The following is a 16,641-nucleotide window of genomic DNA, read 5'->3' on the forward strand; positions in this document are numbered from 1 at the left end:
GCTGAAAGCAATACAGGCTGGAATTCCGGCATTCCAGATTGGACCTGCAACCATCATCAGGATACCGACCGCATTCAACTGATCTCGCGATAGTCGGGTCGATCATATTCAAGCCGTTCCGTTGCGAAAGGCAAATAAGTGAAAGTAGTGTTTGGCGATTCCTCGGATCTAGGCATAGCGCTTGCTGCCCTTATCAACGAGACCGTAAGCAAGTACGAGATAGGCAAGAGGGCGGCACGCGTGATCGACGATATGGAGGCCCCCCCCCCCCCCCCCCCCCCCCGAGTATATTTATACGATGTTGGACCTAGAAGGGTATCACGGCCGCGGACTGCGCCACGACATTGAATTTGTACCGACGGCCGGATTGGAATCGGAGGACGAATTTCAATATCTTGGAGAGATAGCTGTTCGGCGAGGTTTGCAAGAAAGGTCATTTCTTAACGATAAGAAATTAGCAAATATAAGGCCGGACCGTAAGCGATTCATCAATAAGTTGCTTTACGAGAATTTTCAGTTCAACGTCGATGATCTGCCGCCGTTGTAGATTGGTTGATAGCGACATGCAGGAGTCGGGCTTGGACATCGCCTGCCGGACTTCCGAACGATTGCCAGCGCAGCGACGAGCACGCCGCCGGGAACGACGACGAAGAGCCGTTCGCGTGTCGCTTGGCCCATATGCTTCGTGGCGCGACCTGGAATGAGGATTGGCGCCGTGTCGCGTCTGAAGTCGATGCTATCAGGGACGCGCCGGAGCAGTAGCGCATTCAAGCCTGGAATCTAAGCCGCCGCGAAATGCTCGTAGCTCAAGCGGGCGATCGCAACTCGTGACACCTAAGTCACTGTAATCATTATATCACCGCAGTCTTCTGCCTTAAAACAGCTGTCTCGCCGCAGGCTTGTGCGTTGCGGCTGTCTTGCATGTAACGAATGCCGAGGGAGAGAGCCGCAGGTATAATGCCAACCCACAGCTTCACCTTCTCGACGCCTAGACCGAACCTCCATGACAGAGGTATGCGACGGCGTGCCGTCCTGTGGGATCGGCCGGGTGCAGTTCTGCCGCATATTTGCTGATGCCCCATTGTCGGTTTGGACCATCGCTGCGGACTCAGCGGTGGTCTGGCTTTGCAGTCTTTGGGCGTTCCGTAGCGGCTCTGTCGGTGTTCGGGCGACACAGGCGGGTCAGAGGCTGGCACGCTATGCCCGGGCTCGAGCAACGCTGCTTGCCATCGGTCGTCGTGCAGGCGCGGCATTCGCGGCGTGTATCGATGCATCCTTGCGGTGCTGCGAGCAGGAGCGCCAACATGAGAACCATCGTCGTGTCCTTACGTCTCGGGAAGTGTCAGCAGATTGCAGGCGCATGCTCTGCTGCGTCAAGCGACGGATCGGAGCCGCAAGAAAGCGGACTGCGGTCTATGTCTTCGGTCGCCACGCAACGGTATCATAGTCAGGATGCTGGAGAGACACGATTCCTGCCAGATGCGCCGCCGCTCGTGGCTCATCTAGCGGGTGTTCGGGCAGATTCGCCAATGCCTGAAAGTCGGCGACGCGCTCGGACGACGCGAGCTGTTCGGTCAGATGGACCAGGCGTGGTTCGTCCATGGCGCCAAGCGTGAAACTGATGCTTCCCTCACCATATTCGAAGGTGAGCGGCGTGCCACAATCCCGGCAAAACCCACGACGAGCCTTGTTCGAACTCTGAAAATGACCGGGCTGACCGCGGGTCCAGGTCACGGCAGACAAGGGCGCTCCGACATAAGGCCCGAACAGTCCGCCCGTCGCCTTCTGGCACATTCGACAATGGCAGATGGAGGCGTCTTCCAGATCGGCGTCAATCCGGAACCGCACCGCGCCACACTGACATCCTCCAGTGCTGGTCATCATCAATCGAGAATTTCATATCGGCCGACCATTCGCAATGGGGACGACGCGGAATATTCAGAGCGGAGCGGCAAGCGGAACGGCAGCATTTGAGGGGGAGGCGTAGCTAGCCACACCGAATGCGGCGTCTTTGCCGAAGATCAAGGCGCTTTGGGAAGCGCGACGAACCCAGTCGAGCTTGCGGAGCGACGATCTTGCCGGGCATGATCTGATAAGACAACGAGCAGCAATCTGGTGGAGAGATCCGATGGCAGACGCTTCCAATTGGCTCCTTGATCATACCGGCATCGGTGTCACTGACATCGTTCGATCTGCGCGGTTCTACGAAGCAGCACTTCGCCCCCTCGGGGCTAAAGTCGTCATGCGGATCAACGCGACTATGGAGCTGGCGGACGATGGCGACGCCGACCTGGCAGGTGTTGCGTTCGGTACCGAATATCCCGCGTTCTGGCTCGACGTTTTCCATCCAATCGGCGCGAAGCAACACACGGCGTTCCGCGCTACATCCCGCGAAGCTGTCGAAGACTTTTACCGCCATGGGCTGGCTGCCGGAGGGGTGGATAACGGCGCACCCGGTCTGCGAACGGATGGCTATCCCGAGGGCTATTATGCAGCCTTCATGTATGATCCCGACGGCAACAATATTGAGGCTGTGTACCGTGAGTCGAGGGGGTCGACCTGAGGCGCTTACCCCGTCCCGATAGGAAGCCCCTGACAGGACAGCGGCTTCGCCCGAGAGCCGGCAGGCTTGTACGCTTCCCGATCTTCCATCCGCGAAGATGGAACATGGGGAGTAATCAGTCTCACCGATGTGAACACGATGCCCGATCATGCATGATTGATCAATAGCCATCTTGTTTGTGCACGGTGTGAGGGCTAGGAACAGTGGATGCCAAATGACATCCCGTCCAGCCGTCGCGATACGATCCTTGCCCGTCTATCCCTGGGCGAACCGGTTCATGCTGGTGCGCTTGCCAAGGAGTTCGGCGTTTCCGAGGATGCGATCCGGCGGGATCTGCGTGGTCTTGCCGCGGAGGGCCTGTGCCGCCGCGTCTATGGCGGCGCCTTGCCCGTCGTCGAAGGGGCGAGGCCGATGGCCGAGCGTGTCGGCGAGGATGTGCACAGGAAGCGGGCGCTGGCTGACGCCGCCGTTCGGGTCATCGAACCGAGCAGCCTTGTTTTCATCGACAACGGCAGTTCCAATCTCGCCCTTGTCGAGACGCTGCCGTCCTATCTCAATCTGACCATCGCGACGAGTTCGGTGACGATCGCCGCGGCGCTCCAGCATCGCGACGACATCGATCTGCTGGTGGTGGGGGGCATGTTCGACCGGATGATCGGCGGCGCCGTCGATGGTACGGCGCTCGAGGCGATCGCGCGGCTCAACATCGACCTGTGCGTCCTCGGCGCGTGCGCGGTATCCGCCCACGGGGGCGTCAGTGCCTATGACCCGGCCGACGCCAGTTTCAAGCGTGCGCTGACCGCGCGTAGCCGCAGCACGATCGTCCTCGCGACGAACGACAAGCTCGGCCAGCACGCCCCGCACCGGGTCCTTGGCGTCGATGCCCTTACGCAGATCGTCGTCGAGCACGACGCCGATGCCGACCTTGTGCGCGATCTGACGAAACTCGGCGCCACCATCGCGCGTGCCGACCCGCCCGGCCAGCGCTGATCCAAGGATATCCGCCAGTGACGATTCAAAATTCCGGGGCGCGCCTCGCGACGCGTCTGGCCTTTCTCGTGTCCGGCTTCGGGCTCGCCTGCTGGGCGCCGCTCGTTCCGCTGGCCAAGCAGAGGCTGGCGATCGGCGACGGATCGCTCGGGCTGCTGCTGCTGTGTCTCGGCCTCGGCTCGGTGGGCGCGATGCAGCTTGCGGGGCCGCTGACATCGAAGCTCGGCGCGCGACCGGCGATCCTCGTCGGCGGCATCGGGCAGGCGATCCTGCTGCCCTTCCTCGCCTTTGCGCCCACGGTGCCGACCATGGCGTTCGCGCTGCTGCTGTTCGGTGCGTTCCTCGGCGTAATCGAAGTCGGCATGAACGTGCACGCGGTCGAAGTGGAGAAGCAGGCCGGCACGCCGCTGATGTCCGGGTTCCACGGGTTGTTCAGCGTCGGCGGCTTCGTCGGATCGGCGCTGTTGACCGCCGTCCTGTCGTTGAAGATCAGTCCGGTCGCCGGGGTCGGCACGGCGTCGGTCCTGATGATCGCGACGCTGGCACTGGCCGCGCCGCGGCTCATCCCGACCCCCAGGACCGAAGAGGCCCCGCTGGTCGTGATCCCGCGCGGGATCGTGGTGCTGCTCGCGGCGCTCGCGGCGATCACCTTCCTGACCGAAGGCGCGATGCTCGACTGGGGGGCGTTGCTGCTGAGCGGCAAGGGCCTGCTACCGGTTACGCAAGCAGGGCTCGGCTACAGCGTCTTCGCGGTGGCGATGACTGCCGGGCGGCTGACCGGGGATGCGATCGTCGCGAGGCTCGGGGATCGGCGGACGATGCTGTGGGGCGGGCTGCTCTCGCTGCTCGGCTACGGCGTCATGCTGCTCGCGCCGGTCGCACCCGTCGCGCTCCTGGGGTTCCTGCTGATCGGTCTCGGTGCGTCGAACGTCGTGCCGATCCTGTTCCGCCAGGCCGGCAAGCAGACCGTCATGCCGGCGGGCCTCGCAATCGCCGCGGTCACGACGATCGGCTATGCCGGGATCCTCGCGGGTCCCGCCGTGATCGGCTTTGTCGCGCAGGGCATCGGCCTGCCCGCCGCCTTCTGGCTGCTCACGGCCCTTCTGTGTTTCGTGCCGCTGTGCGCGAAGGCCGCCACCGCCAATGGACGTCGATCATGATCCTTCCCGACACCGCGTTCCTGCATCGCCTTGCCGACCTTGCCGATGCCGAGACGATGCCCCGCTACCGCACCGACATCGCGGTCGATACCAAGGTGAAGGAGGGGTACAGCTTCGACCCCGTGACCGAGGCGGACCGGGAGGCGGAAGTCGCGATCCGCGCCGAGATCGGTGCACATTTCCCCGACCATGCCATCCTCGGCGAGGAATTCGGGCTGACGGGCAGCGGGCGTGTTCGATGGGTGCTCGATCCGGTCGACGGGACTCGCCCGTTCATCTGCGGCCTGCCCGTCTGGGGGACGTTGATCGGGCTGACGGTCGACGGCCGGGCCGAGCTGGGGATGATGAGCCAGCCCTTCACCCGCGAACGCTTCTGGGCGGATCGCGACGGCGCGTGGACCGAGCGGGACGGTGTGCGCCGACCGCTGGCGACGCGTGACGTCGGCAGCCTCGATCGCGCGATCGTGCACACCACCTCGCCCGAGCATTTCGGCGACGACCTCGCGCCCGGTTTCGCACGGTTGAAGGCGGCTGTGCGGATGATCCGCTATGGCGGCGAATGCTATGCGATGGCGATGATCGCGGCAGGCCGGATCGACCTGGCGATCGGGCCCTCGCTCCAGCCCTATGACATCGTCGCGCTGATCCCGATCATCGAGCGCGCGGGCGGTGTCGTCACGCGGCTCGACGGAGGGCGGGCGGAGGAAGGCGGCGCGGTGCTGGTCGCCGCGACTCCGGCACTCCATGCCGAAGCGTTGCGGATCCTGGGATGACCGCTTCCTCGCCGCCCGTGGTGTCACGTCCTGCCCGTCATCGCGCGGATGTCGGCGTGCAGCGTCGGCCCGTCGGGGTTCCAGCCCAGCCGCTCGCGGGTCAGCGCGCTCGACGCCGACATGTCCTTCGACACGAAGGCAGCGAGCCAGCCGAAATGCGCGCCGGCTTCGTCTGCGCTTACCGACGTCACGGGCAGGCCGAAGGTTTCGCCGATCGTCTCGGCGATCGCGCGGAAGGGAATAGCTGTCTCGTCGGTGCCGTGGTAGCGCGCGCCGATCGCGTTCCGCTCCAGTGCCAGCCGGTATAGCCGGGCCGTGTCGGAGACGTGCGCGGCCGACCAGCTGTTGGCACCCTCGCCGACATAGGCCGACACGCCCTTCTCCCAGGCAAGCGCAATCACCTCGCTGATAAGGCCCTGTTTGCGCGTGTCGTGGATCTGCGAGTTGCGCAGCGCGATGACGTGGATGCCGCGCTCGAGGAGGGCCTGCCCTGCCAGTTCGGACGCGACCCGAGGATTGGGGCTGTGCGCTGCGAAAACGTCTTCCGACGCCGGGTCACCGGGCGCTGCCGATCCCATGGCGGTGCCGGACGTGATGACGAGCGGCTTGCTGGTTCCCGCCAGTCCGCTGCCCAGCGCCGCGATCGCGCGGGCGTCCCTCTGGCAATTGACGACGAAGTTCGTGAAGTCATGATCGAACGCCGTATGGATCACGCCATCGCACGACGCGGCACCCCGCGTCAGGCTCTCGAGATCGTCGATGTCGCCCCGGTACGGCTCGGCGCCCGCCGCGACCAGGGCCGCGGCACCGGCATCCGAACGGGTCAGGCCGACCACCTGGTGGCCAGCCGCCAGCAATTCGGGAATGATGTGCGAGCCGATGAAGCCGGTCGCACCGGTCAGAAATACGCGCATCGATGTTCTCCATTGCAGATCGATGCCTGATCGGCGCATTCGTTATCCGGGAACAGCAGTGACCTCTTCCTAGTATAATCGCTAACAGGCTGGTGATGACGACGACCCCCGATAACCCCCTCGGCGTGTATCTCCGCGATCGCCGCACCCGGCTCGACCCCGGCGCGTTCGGCTTTCCGATCCAGCGGCGGCGCACGCCGGGACTGCGCCGCGAGGAGGTCGCGCAACGCGCCAACATCAGTCCGACCTGGTACACCTGGCTCGAACAGGGACGTGGCGGCGCGCCATCCCCCGATGTTCTGAACCGCATTGCGGGCGGCCTGATGCTGACCGAGGCCGAGCGCGAGCATCTGTTCATGCTCGCGCTCGGTCGTCCGCCGGAGGTGCGCTACCGCGCCGCGGACAGCGTGACGCCGCGGCTCCAGCGCCTGCTCGACGGGATGCCCGCCAGCCCCGCGATCATCAAGACCGCGACCTGGGACGTCGTGGCGTGGAACCGCGCAGCCGCGCTCGTGCTCACCGATTACGGCGCGCTGCCACCCAGGGAGCGCAACATCCTGCGGCTGGTGTTCGGCAATGACCGGGTGCGGCGCGCGCAGGAGGATTGGGAAAGCACCGCCCGCTTCGTGGTCGGCGCATTCCGGGCCGACGCGGTCCGCGCGGGTGCCGTGTCCGAGGTCGGCCAGCTCGTCACCGAGCTGTGCGCGACCAGTCCCGAATTCGCGGCGCTATGGGCGGACAATGACGTGCGCTTCCACGGCGAGGGCACCAAGCGGCTGCACCACCCCGGTCTGGGCGCGATGGAGTTGGAATATTCGGGCTTTGCGGTCGACGGTCGCCCCGACTTGGGGATGATCGTCTACAACCCGGTCGATCCCGATATGGCCGATCGCATCCGCGTGGTGCTTGCGGGCTAGTCAGCAGGCAGGCAGCAGGAGTTTTCGCGTCTGGCGTCGGATGTTCAGCAAGATCTCGATGGCGAGATGAGGCGCACGGACGAGATGCAGAACAAGGTACACGCGTGATACGGGGTACGCTTGCCCTGCATGCCGACGACGCGCCCGTCCTGCTTTCGCGGCGGAGCGGCGCGTCGTCGTGCGGGGCGTTCAGCGGGCCTCCGCGATCAGCTTTGCGGCGGCGGGGGTGTTCCATTCATAGCCGCCGAGCATTCGCCAGACTTCGCGCCCGTCCGAATCGTAGAGGATCGTGGTCGGCAGGTTCGCCTGATACGCGATGCTAAGCGAGGCCTTGGCGTCGAGATAGGGTTTCAGCGTCGTGAACGCCTTTTGCGCGAAGAACGGCGTGACCTTCTCGGCGCCCTGAAGGTCCTGGCTGACCGCGACGACCTGGACCTTGTCCTTCATTGCGCCCGCGACCGCGTCGAGTGTCGGCATCTCGGCTACGCAGGGCGCGCACCAGGTCGCCCACAGGTTGAGCAGCAGCGGCTTGCCCTTGAAGCTGGCGAGCGTGACGGACTTTCCATCGGGGGCGGTGAAGCTGGTCGTCGGCCCCGTCTCGCCCTTGTGGCTGCGGTCGATCTTGTCGACCGGGGCGGTGGGGGTGCCGGTCGCTTCGTCGGGCGAGGCCGCGACTTCGTCCGATGCGGCGCCATTGCCCATCGCGGCGCCTGCCGCGTTTGCTTGCTCCGGAGCCGGCGATTTCCTATCGCAGCCCGCAATCAGCATTGCGCTACCCAGGAGACAGACGATCGACGCCCTTGAGAGCAGAGAAGGGGAGGACATGGACGGCTCCAATGCGATGTGGGGTGGACGCTTCGCCGAGGGTCCGGCCGCGGTCATGCGGGAGATAAACGCCTCGATCCCCTTCGACAAGCGACTGTGGAAGCAGGACATCGCCGGCTCCAAGGCGCATGTCGCGATGCTCGGTGCGCAGGGCATCGTCTCGGCCGAGGACGCCGCGACGATCGCCGCCGGTCTCGACCGGGTCGCCGAGCACTATGCTGCCAATGGCGTCACCGAGGACCTCGTCCTCGAAGATATCCATATGCAGACCGAGGCGCGGCTGGCCGAGGCGATCGGTCCGGTCGCGGGGCGGCTGCACACCGCGCGGTCGCGCAACGACCAGGTCGCGACCGATTTCCGGCTTTGGGTGCGCGATGCGATCGATCAGGTGCTCGCGGCGCTTGGCGGGTTCCAGGCGGCGCTGCTCGTGCGGGCCGAGGAGCATGCGGCGAGCGTGATGCCGGGGTTCACGCATCTGCAATCCGCGCAGCCGGTGACGCTCGGCCATCACCTGATGGCGTATCACGCGATGATCGCGCGCGACGTCAGCCGCTTTGCCGATGCGCGCGTGCGGATGAACCGCTCGCCGCTCGGCTCGGCCGCGCTGGCGGGGACGGGCTTTCCGATCGACCGCGAGATGACCGCGCATGCGCTCGGCTTCGACGGGCCGATGACCAACTCGCTCGACGGGGTCAGCGACCGCGACTTCGCGCTCGATTACCTCGTCGCGGCCACCCAGTGCGCGTTGCATCTGTCGCGACTGGCGGAGGAGTTCGTGCTCTGGGCGTCGCAGCCGTTCGGCTTCGTCGCGCTCAGCGACCAATGGTCGACGGGCAGCTCGATCATGCCGCAGAAGCGCAATCCCGATGCCGCCGAGCTCGTGCGCGGGCATTCGGGGCGGATCATGGGCTGCATGACCGCGCTGATGGTGACGATGAAGGGGCTGCCGCTCGCCTATTCGAAGGACATGCAGGACGACAAGCCGCCGGTGTTCGAGGCGCATGACCTGCTCGCGCTGTCGATCGCGGCGATGACCGGGATGGTCGAGAGCGCGACGTTCCGGACCGAACGGATGCGCGCGGTGGCCGAGGCGGGCTTTGCGACCGCGACCGATCTGGCCGACTGGCTGGTGCGCGAGGCGGGGCTGCCGTTCCGCGAGGCGCACCACGTGACCGGGCGTGCGGTGAAACGCGCGGAGGATCTGGGCATCGCGCTCGACGCTTTGTCGATCGGGGATCTGCAGGCGATCGATGCGCGGATCGACGACCGGGTGTACGGCGTATTGTCGGTCGACGCGTCGGTGGCCAGCCGTACCAGCTTCGGCGGCACCGCGCCCGACAATGTACGCGCCGCGATCCGCGCCGCACGGGAGACGAGCGAATGACACGCCTGATCCTTCTCGCCGGGCTGACCCTGTCGGGTCTGTCGCTGACCGCCTGCGGGGCGGCCGACGGGCTCGAACCCGCGCCCGGCAAATCGCTGCCGGTCGCGCCTTACGGGGCGAAGACGACACCGACGCCGACCGCGCTGCTGACACCGACGCCGCAGCAACGCCCCGAACGCAGTGATGAATTGCTCACCAGCTCGCGCGAGCGGCGGAGCGACGAATTCAACCTGCCGCCTTCCAACTGATCACAGGCCAGCATGGACCATTTCCACTATCGCGACGGCGTCCTTCATGTCGAGGACGTCGCGCTTCCCGTGATCGCCGATGCGGTCGGGACGCCCGTCTATGTCTATTCGACCGCGACGTTCCGCCGTCACGCGCAGGTGTTCCGCGACGCGCTGAAAGGCGCGGGGCGCGTGCATCTGGCCTATGCGATCAAGGCCAATCCGAACGTCGCGGTGCTGCGCGTGCTGGCTGACGAGGGTTACGGCGCGGACGTGGTGTCGGCGGGCGAGATGGCGCGCGCGCTGGCGGCGGGCATCCCCGCGTCGGACATCGTGTTTTCGGGCGTCGGCAAGACCCGCGACGAGCTCGCCCGCGCGCTTGATGCCGGGATCGGCCAGTTCAACCTCGAGCTCGAGGAGGAGGGCGAGGTGCTCGCCGCACTCGCCCGCGATCGCGGCATTCGTGCACCGGCGGTGCTCCGCGTGAACCCCGATGTCGATGCGGGCACGCACGCCAAGATCTCGACCGGGCGCAAGGAGAACAAGTTCGGCGTGCCGATCGACCAAGCACCCGCGATGTTCGATCGGTTGTCGAAGCATGAGGGGCTCGATCTGCGCGGGGTGGCGATCCATATCGGCAGCCAGCTCGCCGATCTCGCCCCGCTCGAGGCGGCCTATGCGCGGATCGGCGAACTCGTCGCCGAACTACGCGCGGCGGGGCACGTCATCAGCCGGGTCGATCTGGGCGGCGGTCTCGGTGTACCGTACAAGCCCGACGACGTGCTGCCGAGCCCGGCCGACTATGGCGCGATGGTCGCGCGTGCGACCGCGGGCTGGGACGTCGAGCTGATGTTCGAGCCGGGGCGCGTGATCGCAGGGAACGCCGGCGTTCTGCTGACCAAGGTCATCTGGGTGAAGCCCGGCGTGACCAACCCCTATGTGATCGTCGATGCGGCGATGAACGACCTCGCGCGTGTCGCGATGTACGACGCCTATCACGACTTCGTCGCGGTGGAGCCGGGCGGCGAGCGGATGACCGCGAACATCGCCGGGCCGGTCTGCGAGACCGGCGACACCTTCGCGATGGGGCGCGACATCGACGTCGTGAAGTCGGGCGATCTGGGCGTGTTCCGCACCGCAGGCGCGTACGGCGCGACGATGGCGTCGACCTATAACAGCCGCGCCCTGGTGCCCGAGGTGCTGGTCGATGGCGACCGGTTCGCGGTGGTCGCCGACCGGATCGAGCCCGAGACGATTCTGGCGGCCGAGCGCGTGCCCGAATGGCTCAAGCGGTGAGCCTGCACAGCCTGCCGCTGTTCGTGCGGCTGGCGGGCCGCCCGGTCATCCTGCTGGGCGAGGGCGAGGCGGCGGACGCGAAACGCCGGCTGCTCGACCGCGCCGGCGCTCACGTCGTCACCGATGAGGCCGCCATGGCCGCGCTGGCGATCGTCGCGATCGACGACGAGGCGGAGGCGCTCGCGGCGGTCGCGCGGCTCAAGGCGCGCGGCGTGCTCGTCAACGCGGTCGACCGGTCCGAGCATTGCGACTTCACGCTGCCCGCTATCGTCGACCGCGAGCCTGTGCTGATCGCGATCGGGACCGGCGGCGCGTCGGCCGGGCTGGCGGCGGCACTGCGGCAGCGGCTCGAGGCGCTGGTGCCGGCGGACCTGGGCGGGCTGGCAAACGCCCTGCAGCGCGCGCGGGGCGCGATGCGTACGCGCTTCCCCGAAGGCGGCGCGAGACGGCGTGCGCTGGCCGATGCGCTCGCGCCGGGGGGCGTGCTCGATCCGCTCGGATCGTCGCGCGACGTGGCCGGCTGGCTCGACGGGGGATCGGTACAGGACGGGGCGATCGTGCGGATGACGCTCGCATCGCGTGACCCCGACGATCTGACATTGCGGCAGGCGCGGGCGCTCGCCAGCGCGGACCGGGTCTATCACCGCAGCGACGTGCCGCCGGCGATCCTCGATCGCGCGCGCGCGGATGCGGCACGGATCCTGTGCGACGCGCCGCCCGATGCGCCGGGATCGGGGCTGGTCGTCGATGTGGCGATGCGCGCGTGAGCGGGTTCGGGTTCAAGGTCGCTGACGGAGTCGCGTCGCGGCTCGCGGTCGAGGCGGCGCCGGCCGCGAGCGGCGATCTGGTCTGGGTGCATCTGTCGACCACCGAGGACGAGGCGCAGGCTTGGCTTCGCAACGAGGCCGGGCTCGAATCCTATGTGATCGACGCACTGACCGCGACCGAGACGCGGCCGCGCTGCGAGGCGGTCGGCGAGGGGGCGTTCCTCAATCTGCGCGGGCGGACGAACGAGGAGATGGATTCGTCCGACCTGCTCGCGTCGCTGCGCATCTGGGTGGTCAAGGGACGCGTCTATTCGCTGACGCGCAAGCCGTTGGTCGCGATCCCGCTGGTTGAAAAAGAGGTCGAGGCGGGGCGGGTGCGCGATCCCGGCGATCTGATCACCGCGTTCGCGACCGCGATCACCACCGATCTTGACCCCGAGGTGGCGGCGCTCGGCGACGAGCTCGACGATTGCGAGGAGCGGCTCGACGCCAAGCATGTCTTCGCGTTGCGCCGCACCGTCAGTGAGGTCCGCGTGGCGGCGATCAGCTATCGCCGGTTTCTCAATCCGCAGCGTGCCGCGCTCGAGAAACTGGCCGCGCTGCCGGGCGACTGGCTGCGCGACGACGACCGGCTGCACCTGGCGGCGGCGGCGGACCGCGCGGCGCGGATGGCCGAGGAGCTCGAATCGATCCGCGAGCGATCCGCGCTGACGCACGAGGCGCTGACCGACCTGCGCGCGGAACAGATCGACAATCGCTCGCTGATCATCTCGGTCGCGGCGATGGTGTTCCTGCCGCTGACGTTCCTGACCGGGCTGTACGGGATGAACGTGAAGGGGCTGCCCTTTGCCGAGGAGCCCTGGGCGTTCGATGCGATCGCGGGCGGCTGCCTGGTGATTGCGCTGGGTATCGTGATCTACTTCGTCCAGCGGCACTGGTTCGAACGGTAGCGGCTCAGGCCGCGCTGGCGGTGCGCCAGGCCTGCGCGATCTCGTCGAGCGTGTCCGCGGTGGTGCGGAAGACCGAGCCGTCCTGGCCGACCGAGGCGTCGACGATTGTCCGGCGTGCGCCTGCATAGAGCCGCGCGAGCGTTTCCGACACCGCGCCGCCGCGGTCGAAGTCGAGCCCCGCCTCGAGCGCGAACAGGATCGCGGTCGCGCGGGTCACGCGGTCGCTCTTGGTCGCATATTGGCGGTTGTCGGAGGCCCAGGCGGCGGCACGCAGCGCCGCGACGAGTTCCTTGTAGAGCAGCTGGACGAGGCCCGGGCCATCGGTCGTGGTGCGGCCGACCGCGTCGATCTGGCGATAGGTGGCAAACGGGTCGCGCGTGAGGGTGGTTGCGTACATCACGAGTCGCTCTTGTTCCAGGCGGCGATCTGGTTGGTAAGGAAGCTCTGGATCGACTTGTACGACGACACGCGCGAATTCATGCTCGAGAATTGCTGCGTCAGGCGGGTGGTCATCGCCGCGGACTGATCCGCGATCTTGGCCTCGGCATCGGCGATCGCGGATTGCGCGGCGGTATAGCGCGTCTGCGAGGCGCCGAGCCCGATCGTCGTATTGGTCGCGCTGGTCGTGATCGCGTTCAGCACCGCGCCAAGCCCGGCCTTGCCGTCCGCCGAGCCATTCAGCATCGTCTCGATCGCGGTCGAATTGGTCAACATCGCGTTCGACAGCGCGGCGGCATCGACGCGCAACGTGCCGTCACGATTGGTCGCGACGCCGATCTGCGCGAGCGTCGTGGGGCTGCCGGCACCGGTGTCGCCCGACAGCGGCGCCAGCGTCAGCGCCTTGAGCGACGACAACAGCGTCTTTGCCGCCGGGTCCGCGCGCAGCACGCCGGTCACCGGGTCGGTCTGCTCGGTCAGCGTTGCCATGACCTGGTTATAGGTCTCGACGACGTCGGATACCGCCTGCGACAGCGCGCTGGTCGGCGTCGTGCTACCCAGCGTGACCGGGCCGGTTGACACGGCGTTGAGCTGCAGTTTGACGCCCGTCACCAGGTTGTTGATCGTGTTGCTCGCGCGCTCGACCGCGATCCCGTCGACGGTCAGCTTGGCATTCTGTGCAGCCGCCGTGACGCTGGTGTTCGTCGCGCCGGGACCGACGTTATAGGCGGCCAGCTTGCCGCTCGTGTCCGTCGTCGCCGTCATCGTGAACGCCTGCGACGCGCCTGTCGCGCCCTTCATCGACAGATAGGCGCTGCCGTTCGAATCGGTCACGACCGAGGCGGTGATGCCTGCGCCCTTCGCGTTGATCGCCGCAGCGATCCCGTCGAGGCTGGCGTCGGTGACGTCGATCGTCACCGCGGTGCCGCCGCCCGCGGTGAAGCCGGTCATCGTCGTCCCCGCCGCGTCATAGGTGGCGGTGCCGAAGTTGAGCGTGAAGCTGCCCGAGCCGATCACCGCGGTGCGATCGGCGACCGCGGCGGTGGTGCGGATGGTCTGCGCGGCGGCGAGCTGGTTCACAGAGATGGTCGACGACAGCCCCGAGACCTTCGCGCCCGCCAGCGCGCTGACGCCGAGCGCCGCGGTGTTGGAGCTGGTCGGCTGGCTGGTCAGCGTGCCGCCCTTCACCAGCGCGGCATAGGCGGTCGAGAAGCCCGAGATCGCGCTCTTGAGCGATGCGAGCCCCGAGATCTGCGTGGTGATCGTCTTCGACTTGGCGGTCAGCTGCGCGGTCTTGGCCGCGAACTGCGCCTCGACCAGCGAGGGCACCAGGCTTGCGGTGTCGATCCCCGAGCCGGCATTGAGCGAGGTCAGCAGCGACTGCGCCGCGTTCTTCGTCACGCTCGCCGCGGTCGGCGTCGGCGTAGCCGCCGGGGTCGGCGTCGCGGTGCTGCTCGTCGTCGAAATTGCCATGCCGGAATCCTTGCGCGCTCGAATGGAATAACGACCGCGGCCGCCGGATCTTTAGGGAAGTTTCACGCCGTTTTCGTCGAACCGCGCATCGACCGGCACGGTGATCGCGGGCTGTGGCATCGGCGTGCCGCCTGCGGCCGCGTTCAGCCCGAACACGAAGGCGAGGACGGTCGCGATCGCCATGTACAGGTCGTCGCGAACCTCCTGGTTTTCCTTGCTCGTGTAATAGACGGCACGCGCGAGCAGTGGGTATTCGAGCACGGGTACGCGGGTCTCCGCGGCGAGTTCGCGGATCGCCAGCGCGGTCGCGCCGCGGCCCTTGGCGACGACGACGGGCACCTGGTCCTTGCCGCGATCATAGCGGAGCGCGACCGCGAAATGCGTTGGGTTGGTCAGGATGACGTGCGCCTCGCCGACCGCCTTGCGCATGTTGCCGCTGGCCATCGCGCGCATCTTGGCACGCTGCTGGCCCTTGGCCTCGGCATTGCCCTCATTGTCCTTGTGCTCGTCCTTCACCTCCTGTTTCGACATGCGCATCTTGCCGAGGCGGCGGATGATCTGGATTGGCACGTCGATCCCGGCGATCGCGACGAGCCCGAACGCCATCGCGATCAGGATCGACGAGAAGGTCCCGCCGAGCGTCGTCAGCGCCTGGTTGAGATCGGCGGACGAGGCGAGCCCCATCGTCGTATGCGATGCCTGCCACAGCATCCAGCCGCCGATCGTGCCGAGCAGCGCGACCTTCAGCAGCGACTTGCCGAGCTCGATCCAGCCGGTCGGGCCGAAGATCCGCTTGAGCCCCGAGGCGGGGTTGATGCGCGTGAACTTGGGCGCGAGCAGCTTGCCGTTGAAGCCGAGCGCGCCAAGCCCCGCCTGGCTGAGCACCGCGGCGACCAGGCTGACCACGAACAGGGTGACGAGCGAGGGTGCAAGCTTCCACCCCGCCTCCTGGAGCGGGCGCCAAGGCGAGAAATCCTCGACATCGGCGCGGCCGAACTGGAAGCTCGACGCCATCACCGCCTTGCACGCGGCGATCAGCGAGGGGCCGGCATAGATCAGCCAGGCGACGCCCGCGAGCATGCTGAGCGCGGTCGCGAAGTCGCGCGAGCGGAGGATGTCGCCCTTCTCGACCGCATCCTTCTTGCGCTTGTCGGTCGGGGCTTCTGTCTTTTCGCCGAATTCGTCCGCCATCAGCCGAGCACCAGGCTCTGCGTGGCTTCGAGGCCTTCGCGGATGATCACGACCATATAGTCGCCCATCGCTGGGAAGCCGACCGCGAGCGCGACGACGCCGACCGCGAGGCTCGCAGGCAGGCCGACCGAGAACAGGTTGAGCGCGGGTGCGGCGCGGCTGATCATGCCGACGACGATGTTGAGGCACAGCAGCAGGAAGCCGACCGGCAGCGCGAGCAGCAGCCCGGCGAGAAACGCATAGCCGCCGAAGAACGCGATTCCCCGCAACCGGTCGACGCCGAGCCATGCGGCGCCGGGCGGCAGCACGTCATAGCTTTTGACGAGCATCTCGACGAGCACGAGGTGGCCGTCCATCGACAGGAACAGCAAGGTCAGCATGATCGAGAAGAACTGGCCGAGCGCGGGGCTCGACCGGCCGTTTTGCGGATCGACCGACGAGGCGAAACCGAGGCCCATCGATCCGCCGATGATCTCGGCGGCAATCACCGGCGCGGCGAACGCGATCTGCAGCACGAAACCGAGCGCGAGCCCGACCAGCGCCTCGGCGGCGACCGCGAGTACGGTCGCCGTCGCGAAGATCTGCGCGGGCGGCTGGACCGGGTGCGCGGCGAGCACGAGGAAACCGATCGCGCCCGACAGCGTGACGCGGACCGTGACGGGCACCGACACATTGCCGAACACCGGCGCGGCGATGAACGTTGCGCCGATCCGCACCATCACGAAGATCAGCGCCCAGAGCTGCGGCTCGATCGAGAGGCCGAAGCCCAACAT

At 66.9% G+C, this 16,641-nt stretch carries 17 protein-coding genes; 10 read left to right on the forward strand and 7 right to left on the reverse strand.

Annotation, left to right across the window (positions count from 1 at the left end; genetic code table 11):
* Nucleotides 1–1,413: 1,413 nt before the first annotated feature.
* A complete protein-coding gene (locus tag IFS44_RS15500; RefSeq protein WP_192099184.1) occupies nt 1,414–1,884 on the reverse strand; it encodes a GFA family protein in 471 nt (156 codons plus the stop codon).
* Nucleotides 1,885–2,128: 244 nt separating this feature from the next.
* On the opposite strand from IFS44_RS15500, the gene IFS44_RS15505 reads away from it, so the two are divergent.
* The 4 genes from IFS44_RS15505 to hisN all read left to right on the forward strand — a co-directional run bounded on the left by IFS44_RS15505 (nt 2,129) and on the right by hisN (nt 5,486).
* Nucleotides 2,129–2,563, forward strand: coding sequence for a VOC family protein (locus IFS44_RS15505; RefSeq protein WP_192099127.1), 435 nt, complete (start codon nt 2,129–2,131; stop codon nt 2,561–2,563).
* 207 nt (nt 2,564–2,770) lie between these two features.
* Entirely contained in the window at nt 2,771–3,553 is a 783-nt protein-coding gene (locus IFS44_RS15510) for a DeoR/GlpR family DNA-binding transcription regulator (RefSeq protein WP_192099128.1), read from the forward strand.
* Between the two features lie 17 nt (nt 3,554–3,570).
* The gene (locus tag IFS44_RS15515) at nt 3,571–4,713 is read left to right on the forward strand and encodes an MFS transporter (RefSeq protein WP_192099129.1); all 1,143 of its coding nucleotides are present in this window, start codon (nt 3,571–3,573) and stop codon (nt 4,711–4,713) included.
* The gene (hisN, locus tag IFS44_RS15520; RefSeq protein WP_192099130.1) at nt 4,710–5,486 is read left to right on the forward strand and encodes a histidinol-phosphatase; all 777 of its coding nucleotides are present in this window, start codon (nt 4,710–4,712) and stop codon (nt 5,484–5,486) included. Before IFS44_RS15515 ends, hisN begins: the two co-directional genes overlap by 4 nt.
* 23 nt (nt 5,487–5,509) lie before the next feature.
* Here the strand turns inward: hisN and IFS44_RS15525 are convergent, their stop codons facing one another.
* The gene (locus tag IFS44_RS15525; RefSeq protein WP_192099131.1) at nt 5,510–6,400 is read right to left on the reverse strand and encodes an SDR family oxidoreductase; all 891 of its coding nucleotides are present in this window, start codon (nt 6,398–6,400) and stop codon (nt 5,510–5,512) included.
* 95 nt (nt 6,401–6,495) lie between these two features.
* Between IFS44_RS15525 and IFS44_RS15530 the strand changes: the two genes are divergently transcribed.
* Nucleotides 6,496–7,317 carry a helix-turn-helix transcriptional regulator gene (locus tag IFS44_RS15530; RefSeq protein ID WP_192099132.1) on the forward strand — a complete coding sequence of 274 codons (822 nt, stop codon included), beginning with the start codon at nt 6,496–6,498 and terminating at the stop codon, nt 7,315–7,317.
* Nucleotides 7,318–7,506: 189 nt separating this feature from the next.
* Here IFS44_RS15530 and IFS44_RS15535 read toward each other — a convergent pair whose 3' ends face one another.
* A complete protein-coding gene (locus tag IFS44_RS15535; RefSeq protein ID WP_342366447.1) occupies nt 7,507–8,019 on the reverse strand; it encodes a TlpA family protein disulfide reductase in 513 nt (170 codons plus the stop codon).
* Between the two features lie 139 nt (nt 8,020–8,158).
* Here IFS44_RS15535 and argH point away from each other — a divergent pair, with 139 nt between their 5' ends.
* The 5 genes from argH to IFS44_RS15560 are packed head-to-tail and all read left to right on the forward strand — an operon-like array spanning nt 8,159 to nt 12,766.
* Complete coding sequence (gene argH / locus IFS44_RS15540) at nt 8,159–9,526, forward strand: argininosuccinate lyase (protein ID WP_192099185.1); 1,368 nt, start codon at nt 8,159–8,161, stop codon at nt 9,524–9,526.
* Nucleotides 9,523–9,774, forward strand: a complete 252-nt coding sequence (locus IFS44_RS15545) for a hypothetical protein (protein ID WP_031394336.1) — start codon at nt 9,523–9,525, stop codon at nt 9,772–9,774. The genes argH and IFS44_RS15545 overlap by 4 nt, the downstream gene beginning before the upstream one ends.
* A 12-nt stretch (nt 9,775–9,786) precedes the next feature.
* The gene (lysA, locus tag IFS44_RS15550) at nt 9,787–11,049 is read left to right on the forward strand and encodes a diaminopimelate decarboxylase (protein WP_192099134.1); all 1,263 of its coding nucleotides are present in this window, start codon (nt 9,787–9,789) and stop codon (nt 11,047–11,049) included.
* On the forward strand, nt 11,046–11,816 hold the full coding sequence (locus IFS44_RS15555; RefSeq protein WP_192099135.1) for an NAD(P)-dependent oxidoreductase: 771 nt from the start codon (nt 11,046–11,048) through the stop codon (nt 11,814–11,816). The genes lysA and IFS44_RS15555 overlap by 4 nt, the downstream gene beginning before the upstream one ends.
* Nucleotides 11,813–12,766, forward strand: a complete 954-nt coding sequence (locus IFS44_RS15560; RefSeq protein WP_107931217.1) for a zinc transporter ZntB — start codon at nt 11,813–11,815, stop codon at nt 12,764–12,766. The genes IFS44_RS15555 and IFS44_RS15560 overlap by 4 nt, the downstream gene beginning before the upstream one ends.
* Nucleotides 12,767–12,770: 4 nt before the next feature.
* Here IFS44_RS15560 and IFS44_RS15565 read toward each other — a convergent pair whose 3' ends face one another.
* Genes IFS44_RS15565 through fliR form a run of 4 tightly spaced genes read right to left on the reverse strand, consistent with a single transcriptional unit; the run spans nt 12,771 to nt 16,641 of the window.
* Nucleotides 12,771–13,163 (reverse strand): flagellar export chaperone FliS, encoded by a 393-nt coding sequence (locus IFS44_RS15565; protein ID WP_037528697.1) that lies wholly within the window; start codon nt 13,161–13,163, stop codon nt 12,771–12,773.
* A complete protein-coding gene (gene fliD / locus IFS44_RS15570; RefSeq protein WP_192099136.1) occupies nt 13,163–14,677 on the reverse strand; it encodes a flagellar filament capping protein FliD in 1,515 nt (504 codons plus the stop codon). Before fliD ends, IFS44_RS15565 begins: the two co-directional genes overlap by 1 nt.
* Before the next feature lie 51 nt (nt 14,678–14,728).
* A complete protein-coding gene (flhB, locus tag IFS44_RS15575) occupies nt 14,729–15,868 on the reverse strand; it encodes a flagellar type III secretion system protein FlhB (protein WP_192099137.1) in 1,140 nt (379 codons plus the stop codon).
* Nucleotides 15,868–16,641: a flagellar biosynthetic protein FliR gene (gene fliR / locus IFS44_RS15580; protein ID WP_192099138.1), complete on the reverse strand. Its 774-nt coding sequence runs from the start codon at nt 16,639–16,641 to the stop codon at nt 15,868–15,870. Before fliR ends, flhB begins: the two co-directional genes overlap by 1 nt.

This window comes from Sphingomonas sp. CFBP 13706 (assembly GCF_014842355.1).
GTDB classification, from domain to species: domain Bacteria; phylum Pseudomonadota; class Alphaproteobacteria; order Sphingomonadales; family Sphingomonadaceae; genus Sphingomonas; species Sphingomonas aerolata.